Annotated in this window: 17 protein-coding genes and 1 pseudogene; 8 read left to right on the top strand and 10 right to left on the bottom strand. The window is 72.3% G+C overall.

Annotated elements, in window-relative coordinates; translation table 11 throughout:
• Positions 1-35 precede the first annotated feature (35 nt).
• Together garD and ME121_RS25655 are read left to right on the top strand one after the other, a co-directional pair.
• The gene (gene garD, locus ME121_RS25660) at positions 36-1,640 is read left to right on the top strand and encodes a galactarate dehydratase (protein WP_024830365.1); all 1,605 of its coding nucleotides are present in this window, start codon (positions 36-38) and stop codon (positions 1,638-1,640) included.
• A 76-nt stretch (positions 1,641-1,716) separates the two neighbouring features.
• Positions 1,717-2,913 carry a PepSY-associated TM helix domain-containing protein gene (locus tag ME121_RS25655; RefSeq protein WP_059409856.1) on the top strand — a complete coding sequence of 399 codons (1,197 nt, stop codon included), beginning with the start codon at positions 1,717-1,719 and terminating at the stop codon, positions 2,911-2,913.
• A gap of 58 nt (positions 2,914-2,971) precedes the next feature.
• Here ME121_RS25655 and ME121_RS25650 read toward each other — a convergent pair whose 3' ends face one another.
• The 6 genes from ME121_RS25650 to ME121_RS25625 all read right to left on the bottom strand — a co-directional run bounded on the left by ME121_RS25650 (position 2,972) and on the right by ME121_RS25625 (position 11,154).
• Entirely contained in the window at positions 2,972-5,152 is a 2,181-nt protein-coding gene (locus tag ME121_RS25650; protein ID WP_053621715.1) for a TonB-dependent siderophore receptor, read from the bottom strand.
• 430 nt (positions 5,153-5,582) lie between these two features.
• Positions 5,583-5,849, bottom strand: coding sequence for a hypothetical protein (locus ME121_RS25645; RefSeq protein WP_012318763.1), 267 nt, complete (start codon positions 5,847-5,849; stop codon positions 5,583-5,585).
• 130 nt (positions 5,850-5,979) lie between these two features.
• Complete coding sequence (locus ME121_RS25640) at positions 5,980-6,279, bottom strand: hypothetical protein (protein ID WP_012318764.1); 300 nt, start codon at positions 6,277-6,279, stop codon at positions 5,980-5,982.
• A gap of 391 nt (positions 6,280-6,670) precedes the next feature.
• A complete protein-coding gene (locus ME121_RS25635; RefSeq protein ID WP_012318765.1) occupies positions 6,671-8,521 on the bottom strand; it encodes an NADPH-dependent assimilatory sulfite reductase hemoprotein subunit in 1,851 nt (616 codons plus the stop codon).
• A gap of 236 nt (positions 8,522-8,757) precedes the next feature.
• On the bottom strand, positions 8,758-10,527 hold the full coding sequence (locus ME121_RS25630; RefSeq protein ID WP_059409855.1) for a diflavin oxidoreductase: 1,770 nt from the start codon (positions 10,525-10,527) through the stop codon (positions 8,758-8,760).
• A gap of 111 nt (positions 10,528-10,638) precedes the next feature.
• A complete protein-coding gene (locus ME121_RS25625; protein ID WP_010686224.1) occupies positions 10,639-11,154 on the bottom strand; it encodes an Lrp/AsnC family transcriptional regulator in 516 nt (171 codons plus the stop codon).
• A 265-nt stretch (positions 11,155-11,419) separates the two neighbouring features.
• On the opposite strand from ME121_RS25625, the gene ME121_RS25620 reads away from it, so the two are divergent.
• Genes ME121_RS25620 through cysN form a run of 3 tightly spaced genes read left to right on the top strand, consistent with a single transcriptional unit; the run spans position 11,420 to position 14,648 of the window.
• The gene (locus ME121_RS25620; protein WP_043073598.1) at positions 11,420-12,262 is read left to right on the top strand and encodes a phosphoadenylyl-sulfate reductase; all 843 of its coding nucleotides are present in this window, start codon (positions 11,420-11,422) and stop codon (positions 12,260-12,262) included.
• Positions 12,259-13,218 (top strand): sulfate adenylyltransferase subunit CysD, encoded by a 960-nt coding sequence (gene cysD, locus ME121_RS25615; RefSeq protein ID WP_012318768.1) that lies wholly within the window; start codon positions 12,259-12,261, stop codon positions 13,216-13,218. The genes ME121_RS25620 and cysD overlap by 4 nt, the downstream gene beginning before the upstream one ends.
• Entirely contained in the window at positions 13,218-14,648 is a 1,431-nt protein-coding gene (gene cysN / locus ME121_RS25610) for a sulfate adenylyltransferase subunit CysN (RefSeq protein ID WP_012318769.1), read from the top strand. Before cysD ends, cysN begins: the two co-directional genes overlap by 1 nt.
• A gap of 121 nt (positions 14,649-14,769) precedes the next feature.
• On the opposite strand, the gene ME121_RS25605 is transcribed toward cysN, so the two are convergent.
• Both ME121_RS25605 and ME121_RS25600 read right to left on the bottom strand, forming a co-directional pair.
• A complete protein-coding gene (locus ME121_RS25605; RefSeq protein ID WP_089231335.1) occupies positions 14,770-15,798 on the bottom strand; it encodes a fumarylacetoacetate hydrolase family protein in 1,029 nt (342 codons plus the stop codon).
• Positions 15,799-15,905: 107 nt separating this feature from the next.
• Complete coding sequence (locus ME121_RS25600; RefSeq protein WP_024830356.1) at positions 15,906-16,931, bottom strand: LLM class flavin-dependent oxidoreductase; 1,026 nt, start codon at positions 16,929-16,931, stop codon at positions 15,906-15,908.
• Positions 16,932-17,131: 200 nt separating this feature from the next.
• On the opposite strand from ME121_RS25600, the gene ME121_RS25595 reads away from it, so the two are divergent.
• Positions 17,132-18,334, top strand: a complete 1,203-nt coding sequence (locus ME121_RS25595) for a pyridoxal phosphate-dependent aminotransferase (RefSeq protein WP_012318772.1) — start codon at positions 17,132-17,134, stop codon at positions 18,332-18,334.
• 80 nt (positions 18,335-18,414) lie between these two features.
• On the opposite strand, the gene ME121_RS25590 is transcribed toward ME121_RS25595, so the two are convergent.
• Both ME121_RS25590 and ME121_RS25585 read right to left on the bottom strand, forming a co-directional pair.
• Positions 18,415-18,741, bottom strand: coding sequence for a type II toxin-antitoxin system PemK/MazF family toxin (locus ME121_RS25590; protein WP_012318773.1), 327 nt, complete (start codon positions 18,739-18,741; stop codon positions 18,415-18,417).
• Positions 18,738-18,959: an antitoxin MazE-like protein gene (locus tag ME121_RS25585; RefSeq protein WP_012318774.1), complete on the bottom strand. Its 222-nt coding sequence runs from the start codon at positions 18,957-18,959 to the stop codon at positions 18,738-18,740. The genes ME121_RS25590 and ME121_RS25585 overlap by 4 nt, the downstream gene beginning before the upstream one ends.
• Positions 18,960-19,047: 88 nt before the next feature.
• On the opposite strand from ME121_RS25585, the gene ME121_RS25580 reads away from it, so the two are divergent.
• Together ME121_RS25580 and ME121_RS25575 are read left to right on the top strand one after the other, a co-directional pair.
• On the top strand, positions 19,048-19,890 hold the full coding sequence (locus tag ME121_RS25580; protein ID WP_059409854.1) for a DUF1932 domain-containing protein: 843 nt from the start codon (positions 19,048-19,050) through the stop codon (positions 19,888-19,890).
• A gap of 427 nt (positions 19,891-20,317) precedes the next feature.
• A pseudogene (locus ME121_RS25575) lies at positions 20,318-20,504 on the top strand (hypothetical protein); the annotation flags it as partial.

Raw genomic sequence — 20,504 nt, 5'->3', positions numbered from 1 at the left:
GAGCCCGGACGGGCGCGAGACGGAAGGAGCATCCGATGCGGGCCGAGATCGAAGCCCCGACCCGCCCGCACCCGGCCGGCGCGGGGGCCGGTGGAGGGGCCGCAGGGGCCGCCGGAGACGTGCCGCGCACGATCCGCCTGAGCGCGCGCGACAACGTCGCGATCGTGGTCAACGCCTTCGGGCTGCCGGCCGGCACGGTGTTCCCGGACGGGCTGGAACTCGTCGAGTTCGTGCCGCAGGGCCACAAGGTCGCCCTCACCGACATCCCGGAGGGCGGCGAGGTCCGCCGCTACGGCGAGGTGGTGGGCATCGCGACGCAACCGATCCCGCGGGGCGCCTGGGTGGAGGAATCCCGCGTCGCCACGCCGGTCGCCCCGGCTCTCGACGCCCTGGAGATGGCCACCCGCGTGCCGGCCCCCCTGCCCCCGCTCGAGGGCTACACCTTCGAGGGCTACCGCAACCCGGACGGGTCGGTGGGCACCAAGAACATCCTGGCGATCTCGATCAGCGTCCAGTGCGTCGCCGGCACCCTCGACGTGGCGATCCGGCGGATCAAGCAGGAACTGCTGCCGCGCTTCCCCAACGTCGACGACGTGGTCGGCCTGACCCACGCCTACGGCTGCGGCGTCGCCATCAACGCCCCCGAGGCGGTGGTGCCGATCCGGACGCTCCAGAGCCTCGCGCGGAACCCGAATTTCGGCGGCGAGGTCATGGTCGTCGGACTCGGCTGCGAGAAGCTCGTCTCGGAGCGGCTCCTGCCCGACAGCGGCGCGGCCGGCGACGGGGTGGTGCGGCTCCAGGACGAGCGCCACCACGGCTTCTCGGCCATGATCGACAGCATCCTGACCATGGCCGAGGCGCGCCTCGCGGTGCTGAACCGCCGGACGCGCGAGACCTGCCCGGCCTCCGAGCTGGTGGTCGGCCTGCAATGCGGCGGCAGCGACGCCTTCTCGGGCGTCACCGCCAACCCGGCGCTCGGCTTCGCGGCCGACCTGCTGGTCCGCTGCGGCGCCACCGTGATGTTCTCCGAGGTGACCGAGGTGCGCGACGCGATCCACCTGCTCACCCCGCGCGCCAAGTCCCCGGAGGTCGCCGCGGCGCTGGTCCGCGAGATGGCGTGGTACGACGCCTACCTCGCCAAGGGCGAGGCCGACCGCCGCGCCAACCCGTCGCCGGGCAACAAGAAGGGCGGGCTCAACAACATCGTCGAGAAGGCGCTGGGCTCGGTCGCCAAATCGGGCACGAGCGCGATCTCCGGGGTCCTGGCGCCCGGCGAGCGCGTCCGCGAGAAGGGCCTGATCTTCGCCGCGACGCCGGCGAGCGACTTCGTCTGCGGCACGCTGCAGCTCGCCTCGGGCATCACCCTGCAGGTGTTCTCCACCGGCCGCGGCACGCCCTACGGGCTCAGTCAGGCGCCGGTGATCAAGGTCGCCACCCGCACGGAGCTCGCCGAGCGCTGGGCCGACCTGATCGACCTCGATGCCGGGCGCATCGCCACCGGCGCGGCGACGATCGAGGAGGTCGGCTGGGAGCTGTTCCACCTGATCCTCGACGTGGCGAGCGGGCGCAAGCGCCCCTGGTCGGACCGGTGGGGGCTGTTCAACGACCTGACCCTGTTCAACCCCGCGCCGATCACCTGAGACTCACCGGCGGGACGGCGTTGCGTCCCGCCGCGTCGTCAGCGTGGCCGGACTCTGCTAGGCAGCCGGCACTGCCATGACGCTGCCGATTCCCTCCCTCCGGACCCTGCTCTTCCGCCTGCACTGGGCGCTCGGCCTCACCGCCGGCCTCGTCCTCGCCCTGATGGGCCTGACCGGGGCGCTGATGAGCTACGAGGAGGCGGTCACCGCCTTCGCCAACCGCGACCGGCTCGAGGTCGCGCCCGGCGGCCGGACGGCGCTGGCCCCCGCGGCGCTGGCGGCGCGGATCGACGCGCAGGCGGGCGGCCGCGTCGCCAACGTGCTGACCCTGTCGGACGACCCGCGCGCGAGCGTCCACGTCCGCTTCGCCCGCGATCCCGAGACCCGCGCGCGGCCGCCCGCCGCCTACGCCGACCCCTACGACGGCGCGCTGCTCGGCCCGGTGCGGCTGGAGGGCGCCTTCACGACGGTGCGGGACCTGCACCGCTGGCTGCTGCTGCCCGGCGGGTCGAAGGGCTGGGGCCGCACGGTGACGGGCGCCTGCACCCTGGCGCTGCTGGCCTTCCTGGCGACCGGCCTCTACCTGCGCTGGCCCCGGATCCACCGCTGGCGGATCTGGCTGAAGCCGGCCCTGTCGCGGCCCGGCCGGCCGCGCTGGTGGTCGCTGCACGCCGTGGTCGGGACGTGGCTCCTGCCGGTCTACCTGGTCATCGCGCTGAGCGGCCTGACGTGGTCCTACCCGTGGTTCAAGGACGGCGCGACGCGGCTGCTCGCGGGCGCTCCGGACGCCGCGAAGCCGGCCGGCCGCAGGGCCGCCGGAAAGCCGGCCGATCCCGCCGTCAGCGGCCCGGCCGTCGACCGCGCCTGGGCGGATTTCCGCGCGCGGACCGGCGCGGAGGCCGGCACGGCGGTCCTGACCCTCCCGGGCGCCGACACGAAGGCGATCCGCATCCGCTGGCTGCCGAAGGGCGTCGACGCGCCGAGCGCCCGCAACGAGGACCGCTACGATCCCGCCACGGGCGCGCTGCTGGCCTCCGAGCGGGCCGCAGACGCGCCGCTGGGCCGGCGCCTCCTGGACAACGTCCTGGAGGTGCATCGCGGCCGCTTCTTCGGCGACCTCGTCGCGCTGCTGTTCTGCCTCGCGGCGCTGGCCATGCCGGGTTTCGCGGCGACCGGCCTGACGCTCTACGTCCTGCGCCGCCGCGCCGGGGCCCGCCGGAGGGCCGTCGAAGCCGGGGCGCCGGCGGGCGCCGTCCGAACGGCGACCCCCTGACGGCAGCCTCCGGCGGGCCATCGTTCGATGGGGCCCGCCCCGCGCAGGTTTCGGCCCGTCAGAGCCGGGCGGTGATCGTCGCCAGCACCGTGAACGGCGCCCCGGGGGTGTTGTTGGTCGCGTTGGTCGGCGCCTCGATGTAGCGCGCGTTCGTCAGGTTGCGCATGTTCACCGACAGGCGCCAGTGGGCGTCGAAATCGTAGTACACGAGCGCGTCGAGCCGGTTGTAGGCGCCCACGGTGAAGCTGTTGTCGAGGTCGCCGTAGCGTCGGCCGACATGGGTGACGCCGAAGCCGAGCCCGAGCCCGCGCAGCGGGCCGTCCTGGAACGCGTAGGTCGTCCACAGGCTGCCGCTGAACACCGGCACGCCGGCGAGCCGGTTGCCGACCGCGAAGGTCGTGTCCTTGGTGATCCGCGCGTCGATCAGGCCGACGCTGCCGATGATGCTCCACCCGGGCAGGATCTCACCGGCGAGATCGGCCTCGACACCCCGCGACCGCTGCTGGCCGGTGATGACCGAGAAGGTGGGATTGCGCGGGTCGGTGGCCGCGACGTTGTCCCGGACGATCTGGAAGGCGGCCGCGCTCAGGGTCAGGCCGGGCGTGAGATCGACCCGGGTGCCGGCCTCGACCTGCTCGCCCGTGCTGGGCGGGGGGCTCGCCACGTTCAGCACGCTGGCGGTCTGCGGCAGGAACGACGTGGCGTAGCTCGCGTAGAAGGTCAGCGGCTCGAACGGCCGGTAGATCAGTCCGACCCGCGGCGAGGCGCCGAACAGGGTCTGCTCGGGCGGCTGGGTCCGCGAGGCCGGCTGGCGGTTGAAATAGTACTGGCTGCCGAGATCGAACCGGGCCCCGACGACGAGCTGCAAGCCCGGCGCGAGCACGATCTGGTCCTGGGCGTAGAGCCCAAACACCTCCAGCTTCTGCTTCAGGTCGGCCTGGAACTGGAGCGGCTGGAAGGCCGCGCCGAACATCGGGTTGAGGAAGCTGACCGGGGCGAGGTTGCCCTGCTGGGAGAAGGCGTGGCGGAAGCCGTTCGAGTACTCGAGCCCGAGGAGCGCCGTATGGGCGAAGCCGAAAGTGTCGAACTTCATCACGGCCTCGGTCTGGCTGTCGACCGCGGCGAAGCGCGAGTTGACCGTGGCCTCACGCCGGCTCAGCAGCGTGCCGGCATTGTTGACCGATAGGGCACGGGCGGCGAACACGTCGAACGTGCCCCATTGCCCGGCGATGACCTGCCGGAGCGTCAGGTTCTCGTTGACGTCGTGCTCGGCCCGCATGGTGATCGTGTTGAAGGCGCCGAAGTAGCGCGAGGACGGCTCACCGTAGAACCGGCCGATGTTGTCGAGCGGGACGCGGCCGCGGAAGGCCACCAGCCCCTCGTCGTACTGGGTGTGCTGGTTGGTGAATTCCGAGTTCACGTAGACCCGGGTGTCGGCGCTCGGCGTCCAGCTGAAGGCCGGCGCCACGAAGACGCGCCGGTTGGTGTCGCCGCCGTAATTGCGGAAGGTCGGATCCTCCTGGGCGGCGAAGCTCAGGCGCGCGGCGAGTCCTTCGACGGCGGGCAGCGCGCTCGACACGGAGCCCTGGAAGCGCCGGAAGCCGAAGCTGCCACCCTGAACACTCGCGTCGGCCGTGGGCTCGAATGTCGGCCGGCGGGTCACGATGTTGATGACGCCGCCGGGATCTCCCCGCCCGAACAGCACCGAGGCCGGTCCCTTGATCACCTCGACGCGCTCCGCATCCACGAGGTCGCGCGTCACTGGGTAGAAGTTGATGGCCGGATCGACCAGCACGCCGTCGACGGCGAAGACCTGCGTGGAGAAGCCGCGGATCAGGTAGTTCTGCGACCGTCCCTGCACCGTGCTGCCCAGAACCACGTTGCTGACGTTGGTCACGGCATCGGTCAGCCGCAGGTCCTGCTGGTCGGTGATCACCGAGCGGGGCACGACGTTGATCGATTGCGGCGAGTCGCGCACCGGCGTGTCGGTGCGCGTGGCGGTCGCGGAGCGCGTCGCCCGGTAGCCGACGACGGGACCGTCGGCCCGCTCGCTGACGGGGCCCGTGCCCGCAACACTGAGTTCGGAGAGAACGACCTCGTCGGCGACCGGCTCGGATTGCGCGCGGATCTCTGTCGGCGCGAGCAGAAGGAGCGACGTCGCGAGCCCAGTGCTGCAGAAATTCAGGCGCGACCGGCAGTATTTGATGCGATCGACGACGTCGATCCAGGCGGCAGACATGCTTTAAAATCGTTCTCAAGAGCGACGTATCGACGCGATGCGGTATTTCTAGATTGCATACGCCGTCTTTTCTCAACGCCGATCGGGAAAGCCGCGGGTGACGCGCGCATCCTCTGCCCGGATGTGGCGCGGAAGGCACGTTTTGAGCGGCAATGCTTTGAAATGATTCAAAGATACCGACCTTTGCGTGTGCAATGCTGGGCTTTGCAACCGGCAACGGCCCGGGGCGCGCCGGGCGCGGGCCGACTCACGGCGACGCGCCCCGCCGGGGGCTACGCGGCGTCGCCCGTGAGAACGGCCGGCCGGCCCGCGCACGGGGGGGATCGCGGGCCGGCCGGCGTACCGCGCGCCGGATCCGGCCCGCGATCGGTGATGGCGGCGGTGAGGGCGCGTCGCCGGTGGGGCCCGGGGGCGCGCAGCGGCGCCGGGATCAGCGGGCCGCGGGCCGATCCGGGAGCGCCGGGGTCGGCAGGCGGCCGTCGAGCCCGGCGTCGAGCCGCGCGCGGAGCGGGGCGATCGCCGCGGCGACGTCGGAATCGGGGAGCGCGGCCGGGTCGCAGTCCGGCGCGGTGGCGCGCCCCGACGGGGTCGCGGCGAACCGGTCGCCGCTCCCGGCCCCGCTCCGCGCCGTCATGGGGGCGCTGTCCGGGTTGCGGGTCGATGCCGACCGGATCTCCGCCCGCAGGGTCGCGGCCACGCGGCCGAGGTCCTGCAGGGCGGTGCGGTGAAAGCCGGCGCGCGCGCAACGGGCCCCGGCGGCGTCAAGGATGTGCGCGCGCCGGGCGGGCGGGTGGCCGCGGTCTCCGGCGCCCCGTCCGCCGCGCCGGTCACGACCCGGGCTGCGCCGCGGCGGCGACCGGCGCGACGCGGCTCTGATCCTTGCCCAGGCTGGCGACGGCGCAGGATTGCGGTCCCTGACGGAGGTCCGCGCAGATCCGGGCCTGCCAGCCATCCGGGCCGGCGCCGGTCCAGTTGATCAGCGCCAGCCAAGCGAGGGCCAGGACGGCGCCGAAGGTCAGGTTGGCGGGGGTGCAGACGCTGCGGACGAGGGCGAGCGCGCCTGGGCCGCGGGCGCCGAAGCGCTGGGCATCGAGATCGGACCAGCGGCCTTCGAGGGTGAGAGCCATCGCGCGCTCCTGTTTGCCCCACCCTTGTAATGAACGTTCATTCTCATGTCAATGAACGTTCATTCTCATCGCGGCCGCGGGACGGGCGAAGCTGCGGCGATCCGCGGCCGGGGCAGGGTTCGCCGGGCGGGGGGCCGAGCGCGCGGCCGAGTCCCCGGCAGCGCTTCAGGGGCGCCCGGGCGGCCGTCCGGGACGGTGCGCGGGAGAGATGCCTCTCGGGGGGCGATCGCCGTCGCGCCTCCCGCCGCGCTCCGGCAGCCCGGGACCGGTCCGGGTTCGGTGCGCGCGATGGGTCAGGGCGAGGCGGGGCCGGAGCACGCGATCCGCGGCCCTGCCGCGGCGGCCTCGGCGCGCCCGGGAACCCCGTCCCGGACGCGCCCGGGGGCTGCCGTCAGCCGAGCGTGGCCGGCTTGAGGGCGCCGGTCCGGTCGTGGAAGTCCGGGCCGTTGGTGGTGCGGGCCACGTGGCCGGCGCGGATCAGGTAGTCGCCGAAATGCTCGCCCGGCTGCCGGCCCCTCGCGTAGTCGGCGAACAGCGGGTCGAGGGTGTCGCGGATCTCGGAGGCCGCCACGTCCTCCTTGTAGAGCTTGCTCAGCCGCGAGCCGTCGTGGGCCGCGCCGAGATAGAGGTGATAGCGCTCGGGGCCGCGGCCCACGAGGCCGATCTCGGAGATGAACGGCCGGGCGCATCCGTTCGGGCAGCCGGTGGAGCGGATCGTGATCTCCTCCTCGGCGAGCCCGTGGGACGCGAGGCTCTCCTCCAGCTCGGTCATCAGGTCCGGCAGGTAGCGCTCGCTCTCGGCCAGCGCGAGGCCGCAGGTCGGCAGGGCCACGCAGGCGAGCGAGCTGCGCCGGAGCGCGCTCGCGCCCCGGGTCAGGCCGTACTCATCGACGAGGGCGTCGATCTCGGCGCGCTTCTCGGCCGGGACGTTGGCGATGATCACGTTCTGGTTGCCGGTCAGGCGGAAATCGCCCTGGTGGACCTCGGCGATGCGGCGCAGACCCGAGAGGAATTGCGGGCCGCCGTCGATGTCCTTGATCCGGCCCGAGGGCACGTAGAGCGTCAGGTGGTGGCGGCCGTCGTCGCCCTCGACCCAGCCGTAGCGGTCGCCGTTGCCCGTGAAGGTGAAGGGCTTGGGCGCGCCGAGCTTCTTGCCGACCCGCTTCTCCACCTCGGCCCGGAAGGCGTCGAGGCCGTAGCGCTCGATCGTGTACTTGAGCCGGGCGTTCTTGCGGTTCTTGCGGTTGCCCCAGTCGCGCTGGACCGTCATCACGGCTTCCGCGACCTTCAGGGCGTCCTCGGGCTTCACGAAGCCCATCACGTCGGCGGTGCGCGGGAAGGTGTCGGGCTCGCCGTGGGTCATGCCCATGCCGCCGCCCACCGTGACGTTCCAGCCGGTGACCTGGTTCTTCTTGTCGAGGATCGCGATGAAGCCGAGGTCGTGGGCGAAGATGTCGACCTCGTTGGAGGGCGGCACCGCCACGACGGTCTTGAACTTCCGCGGCAGGTAGGTCCGGCCGTAGACCGGCTCGACCTCGGCCTCGTCCTCGCCGCCGACCACGCGCTCGCCGTCGAGCCAGATCTCGCGCCACGCGCTGGTCTTCGGCAGCAGCGAGTCGGAGATGTCCTTGGCGAGCTGGTAGGCGGCCTTGTGGGCGCCGGTCTGGGCCGGGTTCGTCGCCGCCATGACGTTGCGGTTGACGTCGCCGCAGGCCGCGATCGTGTCGAGCAGCGCGCCGTCGATGGCGGCCATCGTGCGCTTCAGGTTCGACTTGATCACGCCGTGGTACTGGAAGGTCTGGCGCGTGGTCGCGCGCAGCGCCCCGCCCGCGTAGGTCCGGGCGATGTCGTCGAGGATCAGCCACTGCTTCGGGGTGATGACGCCGCCGGCGATGCGCAGGCGGATCATGAAGCTGTAGGCCTTGTCGAGCTTCTTCTTGGTCCGCTCGGGGCGCAGGTCGCGGTCGTCCTGCAGGTACATCCCGTGGAACTTCACGAGCTGCCCGTCATCCTCCGAGATCGCCCCGGTGGCGTGCTTCAGGAGCCCGTCCGCCAGCGTGCCGCGGAGGTAGCCGCTGGCGATCTTGATGTGCTCGTTCGCGGCGAGTTTCTCCGCGCGCGCGGCCTCGGCATCCGTGATCGGGCGGGAGGTCGGCGGGGTCTCGTAGACGCGCTTGGCCGGTGTGGCGGCAGGGCCGGGGGCCGGGGTCTCGGCGGCGTCGCGGGGGCTGTGGTCGTCCATGGGGTGAATCCGTCTGTCTGAACGCGTCTTCCTCCCCGGTGGGGAGGGGGCGAGCGGAGCGAAGCCGGTGCAGGACTGGAACCGGATCCGCGACCTCGGGGTGAGGGCTGCGCCCTCTCCGGAACGACCTGATCCCTCACCCTGCCCCTCTCCCGCCCGGGAGAGGGGACCTGCGTCACGCCTGTCTCTGCCGCATCTCGTCGAAGGCCCCCCGCGGTGCGGGGAGCGGTGTGTCCTCAGTAAACGTCCTGCTGGTAGCGGTGGCTGCGCTCCAGAGCCGCGACCTGCGCCTCGGCGTCGGCGGCGCTCAGGCTCTTGGCCGTCTCGTAGGCCTTCACGACCGCGGCGCGCACGTCCTTGGCCATGTTCTTCGCGTCGCCGCAGACGTAGAGATGCGCGCCCCCGTCCAGCCAGGAGACCAGCTCCTGCGCGTGCTGGGTGATCCGGTCCTGCACGTAGACCTTCTCCGGCTGGTCCCGCGAGAAGGCGACGTCGATCTTGGTGAGCGACCCGTCCTCCAGGGCGTCCTGCCACTCGAGCTGGTACAGGAAGTCGTGGGTGAAGTGCCGGTCGCCGAAGAACAGCCACGACCGCCCGGGGGCTTCCACGGCCCGGCGCTCCTGCACGAAGGCGCGGAACGGCGCGACGCCGGTGCCGGGGCCGACCATGATGATGTCGGTGGCCGGATCCTGCGGCAGGCGGAAGTGGCGGTTCGGCTTCAGCCGCACCCGCAGCTTGGCGCCGTCGCGGATCCGGTCGGCGACGTGGACCGAGGCGACGCCCGAGCGGGCCCGGCCGTGGGTCTCGTAGCGCACCGCCGCGATGGCGAGGTGGACCTCGTCGCCCACCTCCTTGCGGGAGGAGGCGATCGAGTAGGCCCGCGGCGGCAGCGGCCGGGTGATCGTGCCGATATGCTCGGCCGTGAGCTTCGCCGGGTAGGTCTCCAGCAAGTCGATCAGGTGCCGGCCCTCGACCCAGGCCTTGGCCTCGCCGCTGTCGATGAGCGTCTGCGCGTCCGCGTGGCCGGTGGCCTTCACGAACCGCTCGATCGTGGCGGCCGAGAGCGTGGTGATGTCCCGCTCGGCGAGCAGGGCCCGGCGCAGGGCCTCGTCGCCCGCGAGACCGGCGGCGTTCAGGATCTCGCCCACCAGCTGCGGGTCGTTCTCGGGGAAGATCTCCAGCGAGTCGCCCGGCTCGTAGGCCGGCGCGCCGTCCTCGAAGGCCAGCGCGAGGTGGATCGTCTCCTTGTCGGAGCGCGACGAGTTGAGGTTCACGTGCTCGACGACCTCGACCACCAGGGGCTCGCGGCTCGGCTCGGCCTCGTCGTCCTCGCCGGCGCCGGCGCGGGCGAAGTCCACCGCCACGACGTTGTCGGGCTGCTCCGCCGGGGCGAGCGCCTTCAGCGCGCCCTTGATCCAGTCGGCGGCGGGCTTCTCGAAGTCGAGGTCGAGGTCGGCGCGCTCGGCGGCGCGCTTAGCCCCCAGGGCCTCGAAGCGCGCGTCGAGCGCCTTACCGATGGCGCAGAACTCCGCGTAGGAGGTGTCGCCGAGCGACAGGACCGCGAACTCGACGCCGTCGAGGCGCGGGGCGCCCTCCCCCATCAGCTCGCCGTAGGCCCGCACGGCCCGGGCCGGCGGCTCGCCCTCGCCCCAGGTCGCCGCGATGGCGATCAGCTTGCCGGCCTTGGGCAGGGTCGCGATGTCGAGGTCGGAGAAGTCCACGACCTTCGGCTTGAAGCCCTGCTTGCGCGCGAGCTTGGCGACGTTGCCGGCGAGCGCCTCGGAGTTCCCCGATTCGCTGGCGTAGATCACGGTGAGCGGCGCGGCGGCCTTGGGCGGGGCGGCCGGCACCGCGGCCGGCTGGCCGCCCGCGGCGTCGAGCCCGGCCAGGAAGCCGGCGAGCCAGGCGCGCTGCGTGGGGCTCGCGGTGCCGAGCACCGCGTCGAGGCTGGCGCGCTCGCCGTCCCCGAACGGGGCGGTGCGCGGGAGGAGATTGGGGCGGGACATCACGGGACCATGTCGGGGCCGGTAGGGCCTGTGTCAATCGAGAAACGTTCGTTTTGCAGAACGGGCGGCGTATAGGACATCACATTCGCTGCGCTGCGAAAAAAGAGAATATCATTCTCCCACCACGGCCAGCACCGGGGCCGTCCCCGGCAGGTGCCGCCCGTTCTTGGGCGGCGCCGGCAGCGGCAGCGCCGTGGTGGACTTCACCTTCTCCATGGCGAAGCGGGAGGTGACGTTCTTGAGCGGCAGCACCGCGATGAGGTGCTTGTAGAAGCTGTCATAGGCCTGCATGTCGGCGACGACGACCCGCAGCATGTAGTCCACGTCGCCGGCCATCCGGTAGAACTCGAGCACCTCCGGCATGGCCGAGACGGTTGCGGCGAAGCGCTGCAGCCACTCCTGGGAATGGTCGGCCGTCTCGATGGACACGAACACGGTCAGCCCGAGGCCGAGCTTCACCGGGTCGAGCACCGCGACCCGGCGGTCGATGACCCCGTCGGCCTCCAGCTTCTGGATGCGCTTCCAGCACGGGGTCTGCGACAGGCCCACGCGCTCGCCGATCGCCGCGATGGACAGCGTGGCGTCCGTCTGCAGCAGGGCGAGAATCTTCAGATCGATCGCGTCCAAAGCCGTCTCCGTGGGCTTCCGCCGCGCGCGGGGCGCGGGCGCATATACGTGTCTACCGGCACCGGTGAGAAGAATCTTTTACCTCGGGCCCATGCTGCCCGCGCCGGAAGCTGTGCGCAACCGCACGCCGAACCGCCGGTCCGACCCGGTCGAGCGCGCCGGGGCGCCTTGACTTCGTTCGGTATAGCGAACATTTCGACCGCTCGACAACAGGCGCGGCGCGGGCCGTGGCCTTTCCATCACGCGAACCCCGGGACATGGCGCGATGACCCGTCCGGACCGACAGGCGGCCGACTCCCTCGCGGAGCGGCTGTCCGGGCTCGACCTTCCAGGCCGCCTCCACCTGATCGCCGCGGAGATCCCCGGCCGCCTCGTCTTCACGACGAGCCTCGGGGTCGAGGATCAGGCGCTCACCCACGCCCTGGCCATGGCGGGCCTCGCGAAGGGGCGCGTCGAGATCGTCACCCTCGATACCGGCCGCCTCTTCGCCGAGACCTACGACACCTGGACCGAGACCGAATCGGCCTACGGCATCCGGATCACCGCCTACGCGCCCGAGCGCGCGGCCGCGGAGGAATTCGTGCGGGCCGAGGGCATCAACGGCTTCCGGCGCTCGGTCGCCGCCCGGCAGGCCTGCTGCGGCTTCCGCAAGGTCGAGCCGCTCGGCCGCGCGCTCGCCGGCGCGAGCGGCTGGCTCACCGGGCTGCGGGCCGGCCAGTCGGCCAACCGCGCCGCGACGCCGCTCGCCGCGCTCGACGCGGAGCGCGGCCTGATCAAGCTGAACCCGCTCGCCGACTGGTCGCGGGAGCAGGTCGACCGCTTCGTGCGCGACAATTTCGTGCCCTACAACGTCCTGCACGATCGCGGATTCCCGTCGATCGGCTGCGCCCCCTGCACCCGGGCCGTGAGGCTCGGCGAGCCGGAGCGGGCCGGCCGCTGGTGGTGGGAGCAGGAAGACAAGAAGGAGTGCGGCCTGCACGTCGGACGCCCCGGCGCGTCGGTGCAGCCGGGCCAGGAGCCCGCAATCCTCGAGCCCGCAATCCTCGAGCCCGCCGCCTTCGAGACCACCCCGAATCAGACACCCCGCCAGCCGGAGTTCGCCCGATGAGCGCCGCCCTCGCCGCCGCCGTGCAGCCGAGCGCCCCCGCGTCCGCACAGACCGCCGACCGCCTCAGCCACCTCAAGCGGCTGGAGGCCGAGGCCATCCACATCTTCCGGGAGACGGTCGCCGAGACCGAGAACCCGGTGATGCTCTACTCGATCGGCAAGGATTCCTCGGTCCTGCTGCACCTCGCCCTCAAGGCCTTCGCGCCCGGGCGGCTGCCGTTCCCGCTGCTCCACGTCGACACCACGTGGAAGTTCCGCGAGATGATCGCCTTCCGCGACGCCCGGGCGAAGGAGCTCGGCCTCGACCTTCTCGTCCACACCAACCCCGACGGGCTCGCCCGCGGCGTCGGCCCGGTGAGCCACGGCTCCGAGGTCCACACCGACGTGATGAAGACGCAGGCCCTGCGGCAGGCGCTCGACAAGCACAAGTTCGACGCCGCCTTCGGCGGCGCCCGCCGCGACGAGGAGGCGAGCCGCGCCAAGGAGCGGATCATCTCCTTGCGCACCGCGCAGCACCGCTGGGACCCGAAGCGCCAGCGCGCCGAGCCCTGGCACCTCTACAATCTCAAGAAGAAGCGCGGCGAGTCCCTGCGGGTCTTCCCGCTGTCGAACTGGACCGAGCTCGACATCTGGCTCTACATCGAGCAGGAAAACATTCCGATCGTGCCGCTCTACTTCGCCCAGGAGCGGCCGGTGGTGGAGCGCGAGGGCCAGCTGATCATGGTCGACGACGAGCGGCTGCCGCTCGAGCCCGGCGAGACCCCGCAGCAGCGCCTCGTCCGCTTCCGCACGCTCGGCTGCTACCCGCTGACCGGCGCGGTGGAGAGCGACGCCGCGACGCTCCCCGAGATCATCGGCGAGACGCTCGCCGCCCGGACCTCGGAGCGCCAGGGCCGGGTGATCGACAAGGACGGGGCCGGCGCCATGGAGCGCAAGAAGCAGGAGGGGTACTTCTGATGACGGTGCACCAGGCTCCCACGGCCTTCGCCGACCGCGCCGCCGGCTACGCGGCCTTCCTCACCGCCCACCGCAACAAGGCGGTGCTGCGCTTCATCGCCTGCGGCTCGGTGGATGACGGCAAGTCGACCCTGATCGGGCGGCTCCTGCACGACACCAAGCAGATCTTCGACGACCAGATCTCGGCGCTCCAGCGGGATTCCCGCAAGCACGGGACGCAGGGCGCGGAGGTGGACCTCGCGCTGCTGGTGGACGGCCTCCAGGCCGAGCGCGAGCAGGGCATCACCATCGACGTCGCCTACCGGTTCTTCTCCACCGACAGGCGCTCCTTCATCGTGGCCGACACGCCCGGCCACGAGCAGTACACCCGCAACATGGCCACCGGCGCCTCGACGGCCGACGTGGCGGTGATCCTGGTGGACGCCCGCCAGGGCCTGACCCGCCAGACGCGGCGCCACGCGCTGCTGGTCTCCAATCTCGGGATCCGCCGGGTCGTGCTGGCGGTGAACAAGATGGACCTCGCCGGCTGGGCGCAGGGCACCTTCGACGGCATCGTGTCGGGGTTCTCGGACTTCGCCCGCGGGCTGAACTTCGCCGAGGTCAAGGCGATCCCGCTCTCGGCCAAGAACGGCGACAACGTCGTGGACGCGGGCGTCGCGGCGCCCTGGTACACGGGCGGCACCCTGCTCCACTACCTCGAGACCGTGCCGGTCCACGCGGAGGCGCTCAACGCGCCGTTCCGGATGGCGGTGCAGTGGGTCAACCGGCCCAATTCCGAGTTCCGCGGCTACAGCGGCCGGATCGCCAGCGGCCGGGTGCGCCCGGGCGATAGTGTGACGGTGCAGCCCTCCGGCCGGACCTCCACGGTGGCGCGGATCTACACCGCCGACGGCGACCTGCCCGAGGCCGGCGAGGACGAGTCGGTGACCCTGGTGCTCGCCGATCAGATCGACGCCTCGCGCGGGCAGGTGATCGTGGCGACGGGCGCGCCGATGCGGGTCACCGAGACCCTCGACGCGCGCCTGTTCTGGGCGGCCGAGACCGATCTGGCGCCGGGCGCCAGCCTGTTCGCCAAGATCGGCACCGCCACGGTCACCGCGACCGTGGAGCGGATCGTCTCGCGCATCGACCCCGAGACCGGCAAGCCCGGCCCGGCCGAGCGCCTGTCGGCCAACGACATCGCCGACGTGGCCCTGCGCCTCGACCGGCCGGTGGCGGTGGACGCCTACGCGGAGAACCGCGAGACCGGCAGCCTGATCCTGATCGACCGCGAGACCACCGACACGGCGGCCCTCGGGCTGGTCCTGGCGCCGAAGGCGGAGGCCGCGCAGGCGGCGACGCCCGGTGCGGCGACCGGTGCGGCGACCGGTGCGAAGCCCGCGGAAGGGGCCGGGATCCTCGCCCGTCTCGGTCGCCTGTTCGGGCGCTGAGGCCGGGCGCGCGACGCGGCTCGCGGATCGGGCGCGGGCCCCCGTCTCCCGCACGCGAGAGGGGGCCGGCCGCGCGTCGCGTCGGTGATGACGGTGCGGGTCGCACCGATCGGACGACGGATCAGACCAGCCTGAAGCGCAGCGCGCCGAGCCCTTCCAGCTCCGAGACCACCTCGTCGCCGAGCTTCAGCCAGGCCCGGTCCTTGCGCGGGATCTTCTCGCCGAAGATCACGCCCTGCGGCGTGCCCGTGTAGAAGATGTCGCCCGGCCGGATCGTCATCACCTTCGACGCGAAGCTGATGAGCTGGCGGCAGTTGAAGATCATGTCGTTGGTGCTCCAGTCCTGGCGCACTTGGCCGTTGACCAACGTCTTCAGCTTGAGATTGTTCGGGTCCTTCACCCGGTCGGCGGTCACCAGGTAGGGGCCGAGCGGGGCGAACCCGTCCGAGGTCTTGCCGATCATGAACTGCGAGGTCAGCGTCTGGAGGTCCCGGGCGCTGAAATCGTTGCCCGTGCAGTAGCCGGCGAGATAATCGAGGGCGTCCGCCTCGGACACGTTCCGGCATTCCCGGCCGAACACCATCACCAGCTCGGTCTCGTAGTCGAATTCCCGCGCCGCCTGGGTCGGCAGCGCGATCGTGCCCCCGTGGTGGTTCAGGGCGTTGTTGTACTTGTTGAACAGCGGCGGGTCCTTGGGGATCGGCGTGCCGGTCTCCTCCGCGTGGTGGCGGTAGTTGAAGCCCATCATGATGATCTTCTCGGGCCGCGTGACCACCGGCGCGTAGGCGATGCCGGATTCCGCCAGCACGAAGCGCCCGTCGGGGGCGGCCTCGACCGCGTCGATCAGCGCCCGCAGCGCCGGGCCGCGCCCGTTCTGGAGGAGGTCGTCCATGTCGGCGGGGACCGGCATCCCGAGCGCCCGGCCGGCGGCGGCGACGTCGAGGACGCCGTCCTTCGTCTTCACGCCCAGGGCGTAGCCGTCGCCGCGGCGCATGTTGAGGAGGACCATGTCGCGGGGCATGCCGAAGGGGGGTGCCCCCGCCGGCGTGGATCTCGGCGCCGCCGTCTGCTCCTCGGCGGCGCGGGCCGGCGCCGCGGCGGCGGCCAGGCCGGCGGCCGTGGCGGTCAGGAATTCGCGTCGGTTGCCCATGCTGCCTCTCCTCCGGTCGGCCCGTCTGGTCGCGGGCGTGAACCGGGCGGAGCCTGCACGGCCGGCGGCGGCGCCGCCAGGACCCGCGGCGGGGTCCGGGTGACGGCTCAGGCCGCCTGTGAGTCGGCGCCGAGCCCCCAGGCCCGCGCCAGCAGCGCGTAGGACTGGTGCCGCGCGGCCTGATCGGGGATCGCCGTGACGATCATCAGCTCGTCGGCCTGCGTGCGCGCGACCATGTCGGCGAGCCGGGCCCGCAGGGTCTCGGGGCCGCCCACGTGCAGGCGGTCGCGGCCGCGCTCGATCTGCATCCGCTCGCCGTCGGAATACGGGTAGGCCAGCGCCTCGGCGAGGCTCGGCAGCGGCCGGTACTCGCCCCGCTCCCGCCGCAGCGTCGCCAGCCGCGCGCTGGCCGCCAGCCGCTCGGCCTCCGCGTCCGTGGGGGCGCAGATCGCCGCCACCGCCAGGATCGCGTGGGGCTTCGCGCCGAGCCGCGTCGGCCGGAACCGGTTCCGGTAGTCCAGCATCGGCGGCTCCGCGGGCATCCCGGAGAAGTGCTGGGCGAAGCCGAAGCCGCAGCCGATCTCGCCGGCGAGGCGGGCGCTGTAATCGGAGGAGCCGAGCAGGAAGATCGGCGGCAGCGGCACGCCCGCGGGGCTCGCCTCGATCCGCGCGAACGGGTGACCTTCCGGGAAGCCGCCGTCCCAGAACAGCAATTCCTGCAGGCGGTCGAGGAAGTCGTCCCCGCCGCCCTCCCCCGGGGCCTCGCGGCGGCGCAGCGCCCGCGCGGTGAGGCCGTCCGTGCCCGGCGCCCGGCCGAGGCCGAGATCGATCCGGCCCGGGAACAGGGCCTCCAGCACCCGGAAGCGCTCGGCCACCATCAGCGGCGCGTGGTTCGGCAGCATGATCCCGCCCGAGCCGACCCGGAGGTTGCGGGTCGCGGCGGCGATCTGGCCGATCATGATCTCGGGGGCCGGGCTCGCCACGTTGGGCAGCGCGTGGTGCTCGGCGAGCCAGTAGCGCCGGTAGCCGAGGCCGTCGACGTGGCGGGCGAGCGCCAGGGTGTCGTGCAGGGCCCGCGCCGGGGTGGACTCGGCGCTGACGAAGGAGAGGTCGAGGACGGAGAGCGGGGTCATGGGCAGGATCTGGTAACGATGATCCGGCAAAGCGAGGGCGGCCGCGCAGGAGAGCCCTGCGCCGCGCGCCGGGCGCGAGCGTCGGCTGCGTGCTGCGCACCGCCTTGCCGGCTCAGCGTCCCCGGCCTAGGGTCCGCCGCGCCGCAATATGGGCGGCGCCCGGGCATCCCTCGCCCACTTGATCCGGAGCACCGCACGCCATGGCTCTCCTCGCCGACGTCCTCTCGCGGGTGAAGCCGTCCGCGACCATCGTGATGACCCAGAAGGCCCGGGACCTGAAGGCGTCCGGCGTCGACGTCATCAGCCTGTCGGTGGGCGAGCCGGATTTCGACACGCCCGAGCACATCAAGCAGGCGGCGATCGACGCGATCCACCGCAACGAGACCCGCTACCCGCCGGTCTCCGGCATCGTGCCCCTGCGCGAGGCGATCGTGCGCAAGTTCAAGCGCGAGAACGGGCTCGACTACAAGGTCTCGCAGACCATCGTGGGCACCGGCGGCAAGCAGGTGCTGTACAACGCCTTCCTCGCCACGCTGAACCCCGGCGACGAGGTGGTGATCCCCCGCCCCTACTGGGTGTCCTATCCGGAGATGGTCGGCCTGTGCGGCGGCACCCCGGTCTTCGCCGACACCGACATGGCGCACGGCTTCAAGCTCCAGGCCGAGGAGCTCGACCGGGTGCTGACGCCGAAGACCAAGTGGATCGTCCTCAACTCGCCGTCGAACCCGTCGGGCGCCGCCTATTCCCGCGCCGAGATGAAGGCGCTCACCGACGTGCTGCTCCGCTACCCGGACGTGCACATCCTCACCGACGACATCTACGAGCACCTCACCTACGGCGACTTCGAGTTCGTCACGCCGGTCCAGGTCGAGCCGCAGCTGCTCGAGCGGACGCTGACCATGAACGGCGTCTCGAAGGGCTACGCCATGACCGGCTGGCGCATCGGCTACGCGGCCGGCCCGGAGAAGCTCATCAAGGCGATGGACTTCGTGCAGGGCCAGCAGACCTCCGGCGCCAGCACGATCGCGCAATGGGCCGCGGTCGCCGCCCTCGACGGGCCGCAGGATCACCTCGCCACGTTCCGGGCCGCCTTCCAGGGCCGGCGCGACCTCGTCGTGTCGATGCTCAACCAGACCAACGGGCTGACCTGCCCGACGCCGGAGGGCGCGTTCTACGTCTACCCGTCCTGCGCGGCGCTGATCGGCAAGAAGACCGAGGCCGGCAAGACCATCGAGACCGACGAGGACTTCGTCATGGAGCTGCTCCAGGCCGAGGGCGTGGCCGCGGTCCACGGCTCGGCCTTCGGGCTCGGCCCGAACCTGCGCATCTCCTACGCGACGTCGAACGCGGTGCTGGAGGAGGCCTGCCGGCGCATCCAGCGCTTCTGCGGCTCGCTGCGGTAGGAGCAGGAGCCCTGCTGTCCGGTCATCCCGCGGAGCGTTTCACGCCTGCGGGATCGAGCGTGCGGAACCAGATCGCTGTATCAGTCGGCAAGGCCGAGCACGATGGCGAGCATCCGGCTCAGGGCTGCGAGGGTGTCGCGTTCAAGTCGGCCGATGAGGGCACCGCATTTCGCCCGTGGCAGCGCGATAACTTTGTCAACCATGATCTGCGAAGTGCTTCGCAAGCCGTTGGCGGGGCTCGGCTCGACGGTCAGCCGGAAGAGCGGTGCGTCGCGGAGCGTGCTCGTGATGAGGCAGACAAGGATGCTATCGGTCCCTGTGAGCCAGTCGGATTGCACGACGACGGCAGGACGCGGCTTGCCGTAAGCCCCTGGCGGGGAGACGGTGACGATGTCACCGCGCGTCACGGTTCGGGCCAGTCGAACGCTGATGCGATGAAGTCGAGAGCTTCGGCTTCCTCGGGGGCCCCCCTCAGAATTGCGGCTTGCCGGGCGGCCTCCTCGATGAAGTCCGGCCTCGCCGGATCAGGCACCCAGAGGCGTATGAGCTTCATGCCGTCGCGTTGCGGCACGCGGCGATAGCGCAAGTTCTTCGGCGAGCCTTCCCTCGGCTTGGTCTGAGTCATGGGCGGAGCATCCGATCGTTTGGCATCCTAGGCTCTGCCGGCCCTGCTGACTACTATGGTGGGATCACGTGCCCTGGAGAGTCTCGCCATGCCCACCGTCGCGGTGATCGCCCCGGGCGCCATGGGCAGCGCCGTCGGGGCCCGGCTCGCCGGGCACGGCGCCCGCGTGCTGACCTCCCTGGACGGGCGCGGGGCGGCGAGCCGCGCCCGGGCCGCGGCCGCCGGCATGGCGCATGCCGGGGACGGCGAGCTCGCCGCCGCCGACCTCCTGCTCGCGATCGTGCCGCCCGCCGACGCGGAGGCGCTCGCCCGCCGGCTCGCGCCCGCCCTGGCGGCGGCCCCGCGCAAGCCGGTCTACATCGACGCCAACGCCGTCAGCCCGGAGACGGTCGGGCGCATCGCCGGGGTCGTCGCGGCCACCGGCACGCCGTTCCTCGACGGGGCGATCCTGGGCCTGCCGCCGCAGCCCGGCAGCCGGGGGCCGCGCGTCTACGTCTCGGGCGCGGATACGGCCCCCGCGCTGGTCCTGCGCGACCTCGGCCTCGACCTGCGCGTCTGCCCCGGCACGGTCGGCGCCGCCTCCGGCCTCAAGATGAGCTATGCCGGCCTCAACAAGGGCCTGACGGCGCTCGCCGCGCTCGTGATCGGCGCCGCCGGTCGCGCCGGCGCCGGCGAGGCGCTGCTGGCCGAACTCGCCGAGAACGAGCCGGCGCTGCTGGCCCGGTTCGCCAGGGGCCTGCCCGACATGGCGCCGAAGGCCCACCGCTGGGCGCCCGAGATGGAGGAGATCGCCGGGTTCCTCGGGCCCGACGCGGTCGGGCGGCAGGTCTTCGCCGGCTACGCCGCGCTCTACCGCCGCCTCGCCGCGGAGGACGGCGCGGCCGAGATCGCCGCGCTGATGCGCTTCGCCGCGGCCGCGGCGGAGCGCTGATCGCCGCGGGGCCGCCGAAACGGCCCCGCCTCTGTTGCCGGCTCGGCTGTCACCCTCTACACGGGCTGTCCCCAGCGGCCGATGCGCCTGAAGGTTTCGCGAGCCCGCTCGGGCCTGCATGGCGGCGGGGTCGGCAGTGACGGGGCGGTCCGGACCAGTTCTCTGGACCGTTCCTGTGAGGCTCAGTGGGCCGAGTCGCTGCAGGAGTGTCGGGAGCGCGGGGAACAGGAACCGCGGGTCCGGCGCATGGCCCACATGATTTCCCGGCCGATCCCGCCCGCCGGACCTGTCGCGGGCGCGGGGCCCTGCCCCGTTCCGGGACAGGGGCGGCCGGGGCCGTTGCGGCTTCGTTCACGCTCCCGCGCGATGATGCGTCCGGGCCGGGGATCCGGTTCCGCGTAACCGCGTTCTCTCGGGCCTGACGACCATGCGAGCCCTGCTCACCAGCGGCATCAAGGCGATCCTCGGCATCGCCGCGCTCTCCACCGCCGCGCACTGGACCCTGCGGGTGCAGCGCGAGTCCGCCGCCCCCGCGGTCGCGACGGCGAGCCTCGCCGAGCCCACCGCGACCGGCTCCATCGAGCCGCGCCGGGTCGAGCGGGCCGCCGCGCTGG

Source organism: Methylobacterium sp. ME121, assembly GCF_000974725.1.
Classification (GTDB): Bacteria; Pseudomonadota; Alphaproteobacteria; order Rhizobiales; family Beijerinckiaceae; genus Methylobacterium; species Methylobacterium radiotolerans.
The sequence above is the reverse complement of the archived record's forward strand: the minus strand, read 5'-3'. Positions and strand labels throughout refer to the sequence as shown.

Coding starts and splice junctions, on each gene's coding strand:
- garD (WP_024830365.1), top strand. CDS start 36: ATGCGGGCCGAGATCGAAGCCCCGACCCGCCCGCACCCGGCCGGCGCG.
- ME121_RS25655 (WP_059409856.1), top strand. CDS start 1,717: ATGACGCTGCCGATTCCCTCCCTCCGGACCCTGCTCTTCCGCCTGCAC.
- ME121_RS25650 (WP_053621715.1), bottom strand. CDS start 5,152: ATGTCTGCCGCCTGGATCGACGTCGTCGATCGCATCAAATACTGCCGG.
- ME121_RS25640 (WP_012318764.1), bottom strand. CDS start 6,279: ATGGCTCTCACCCTCGAAGGCCGCTGGTCCGATCTCGATGCCCAGCGC.
- ME121_RS25635 (WP_012318765.1), bottom strand. CDS start 8,521: ATGGACGACCACAGCCCCCGCGACGCCGCCGAGACCCCGGCCCCCGGC.
- ME121_RS25630 (WP_059409855.1), bottom strand. CDS start 10,527: ATGTCCCGCCCCAATCTCCTCCCGCGCACCGCCCCGTTCGGGGACGGC.
- ME121_RS25620 (WP_043073598.1), top strand. CDS start 11,420: ATGACCCGTCCGGACCGACAGGCGGCCGACTCCCTCGCGGAGCGGCTG.
- cysD (WP_012318768.1), top strand. CDS start 12,259: ATGAGCGCCGCCCTCGCCGCCGCCGTGCAGCCGAGCGCCCCCGCGTCC.
- cysN (WP_012318769.1), top strand. CDS start 13,218: ATGACGGTGCACCAGGCTCCCACGGCCTTCGCCGACCGCGCCGCCGGC.
- ME121_RS25605 (WP_089231335.1), bottom strand. CDS start 15,798: ATGGGCAACCGACGCGAATTCCTGACCGCCACGGCCGCCGGCCTGGCC.
- ME121_RS25600 (WP_024830356.1), bottom strand. CDS start 16,931: ATGACCCCGCTCTCCGTCCTCGACCTCTCCTTCGTCAGCGCCGAGTCC.
- ME121_RS25595 (WP_012318772.1), top strand. CDS start 17,132: ATGGCTCTCCTCGCCGACGTCCTCTCGCGGGTGAAGCCGTCCGCGACC.
- ME121_RS25585 (WP_012318774.1), bottom strand. CDS start 18,959: ATGACTCAGACCAAGCCGAGGGAAGGCTCGCCGAAGAACTTGCGCTAT.
- ME121_RS25580 (WP_059409854.1), top strand. CDS start 19,048: ATGCCCACCGTCGCGGTGATCGCCCCGGGCGCCATGGGCAGCGCCGTC.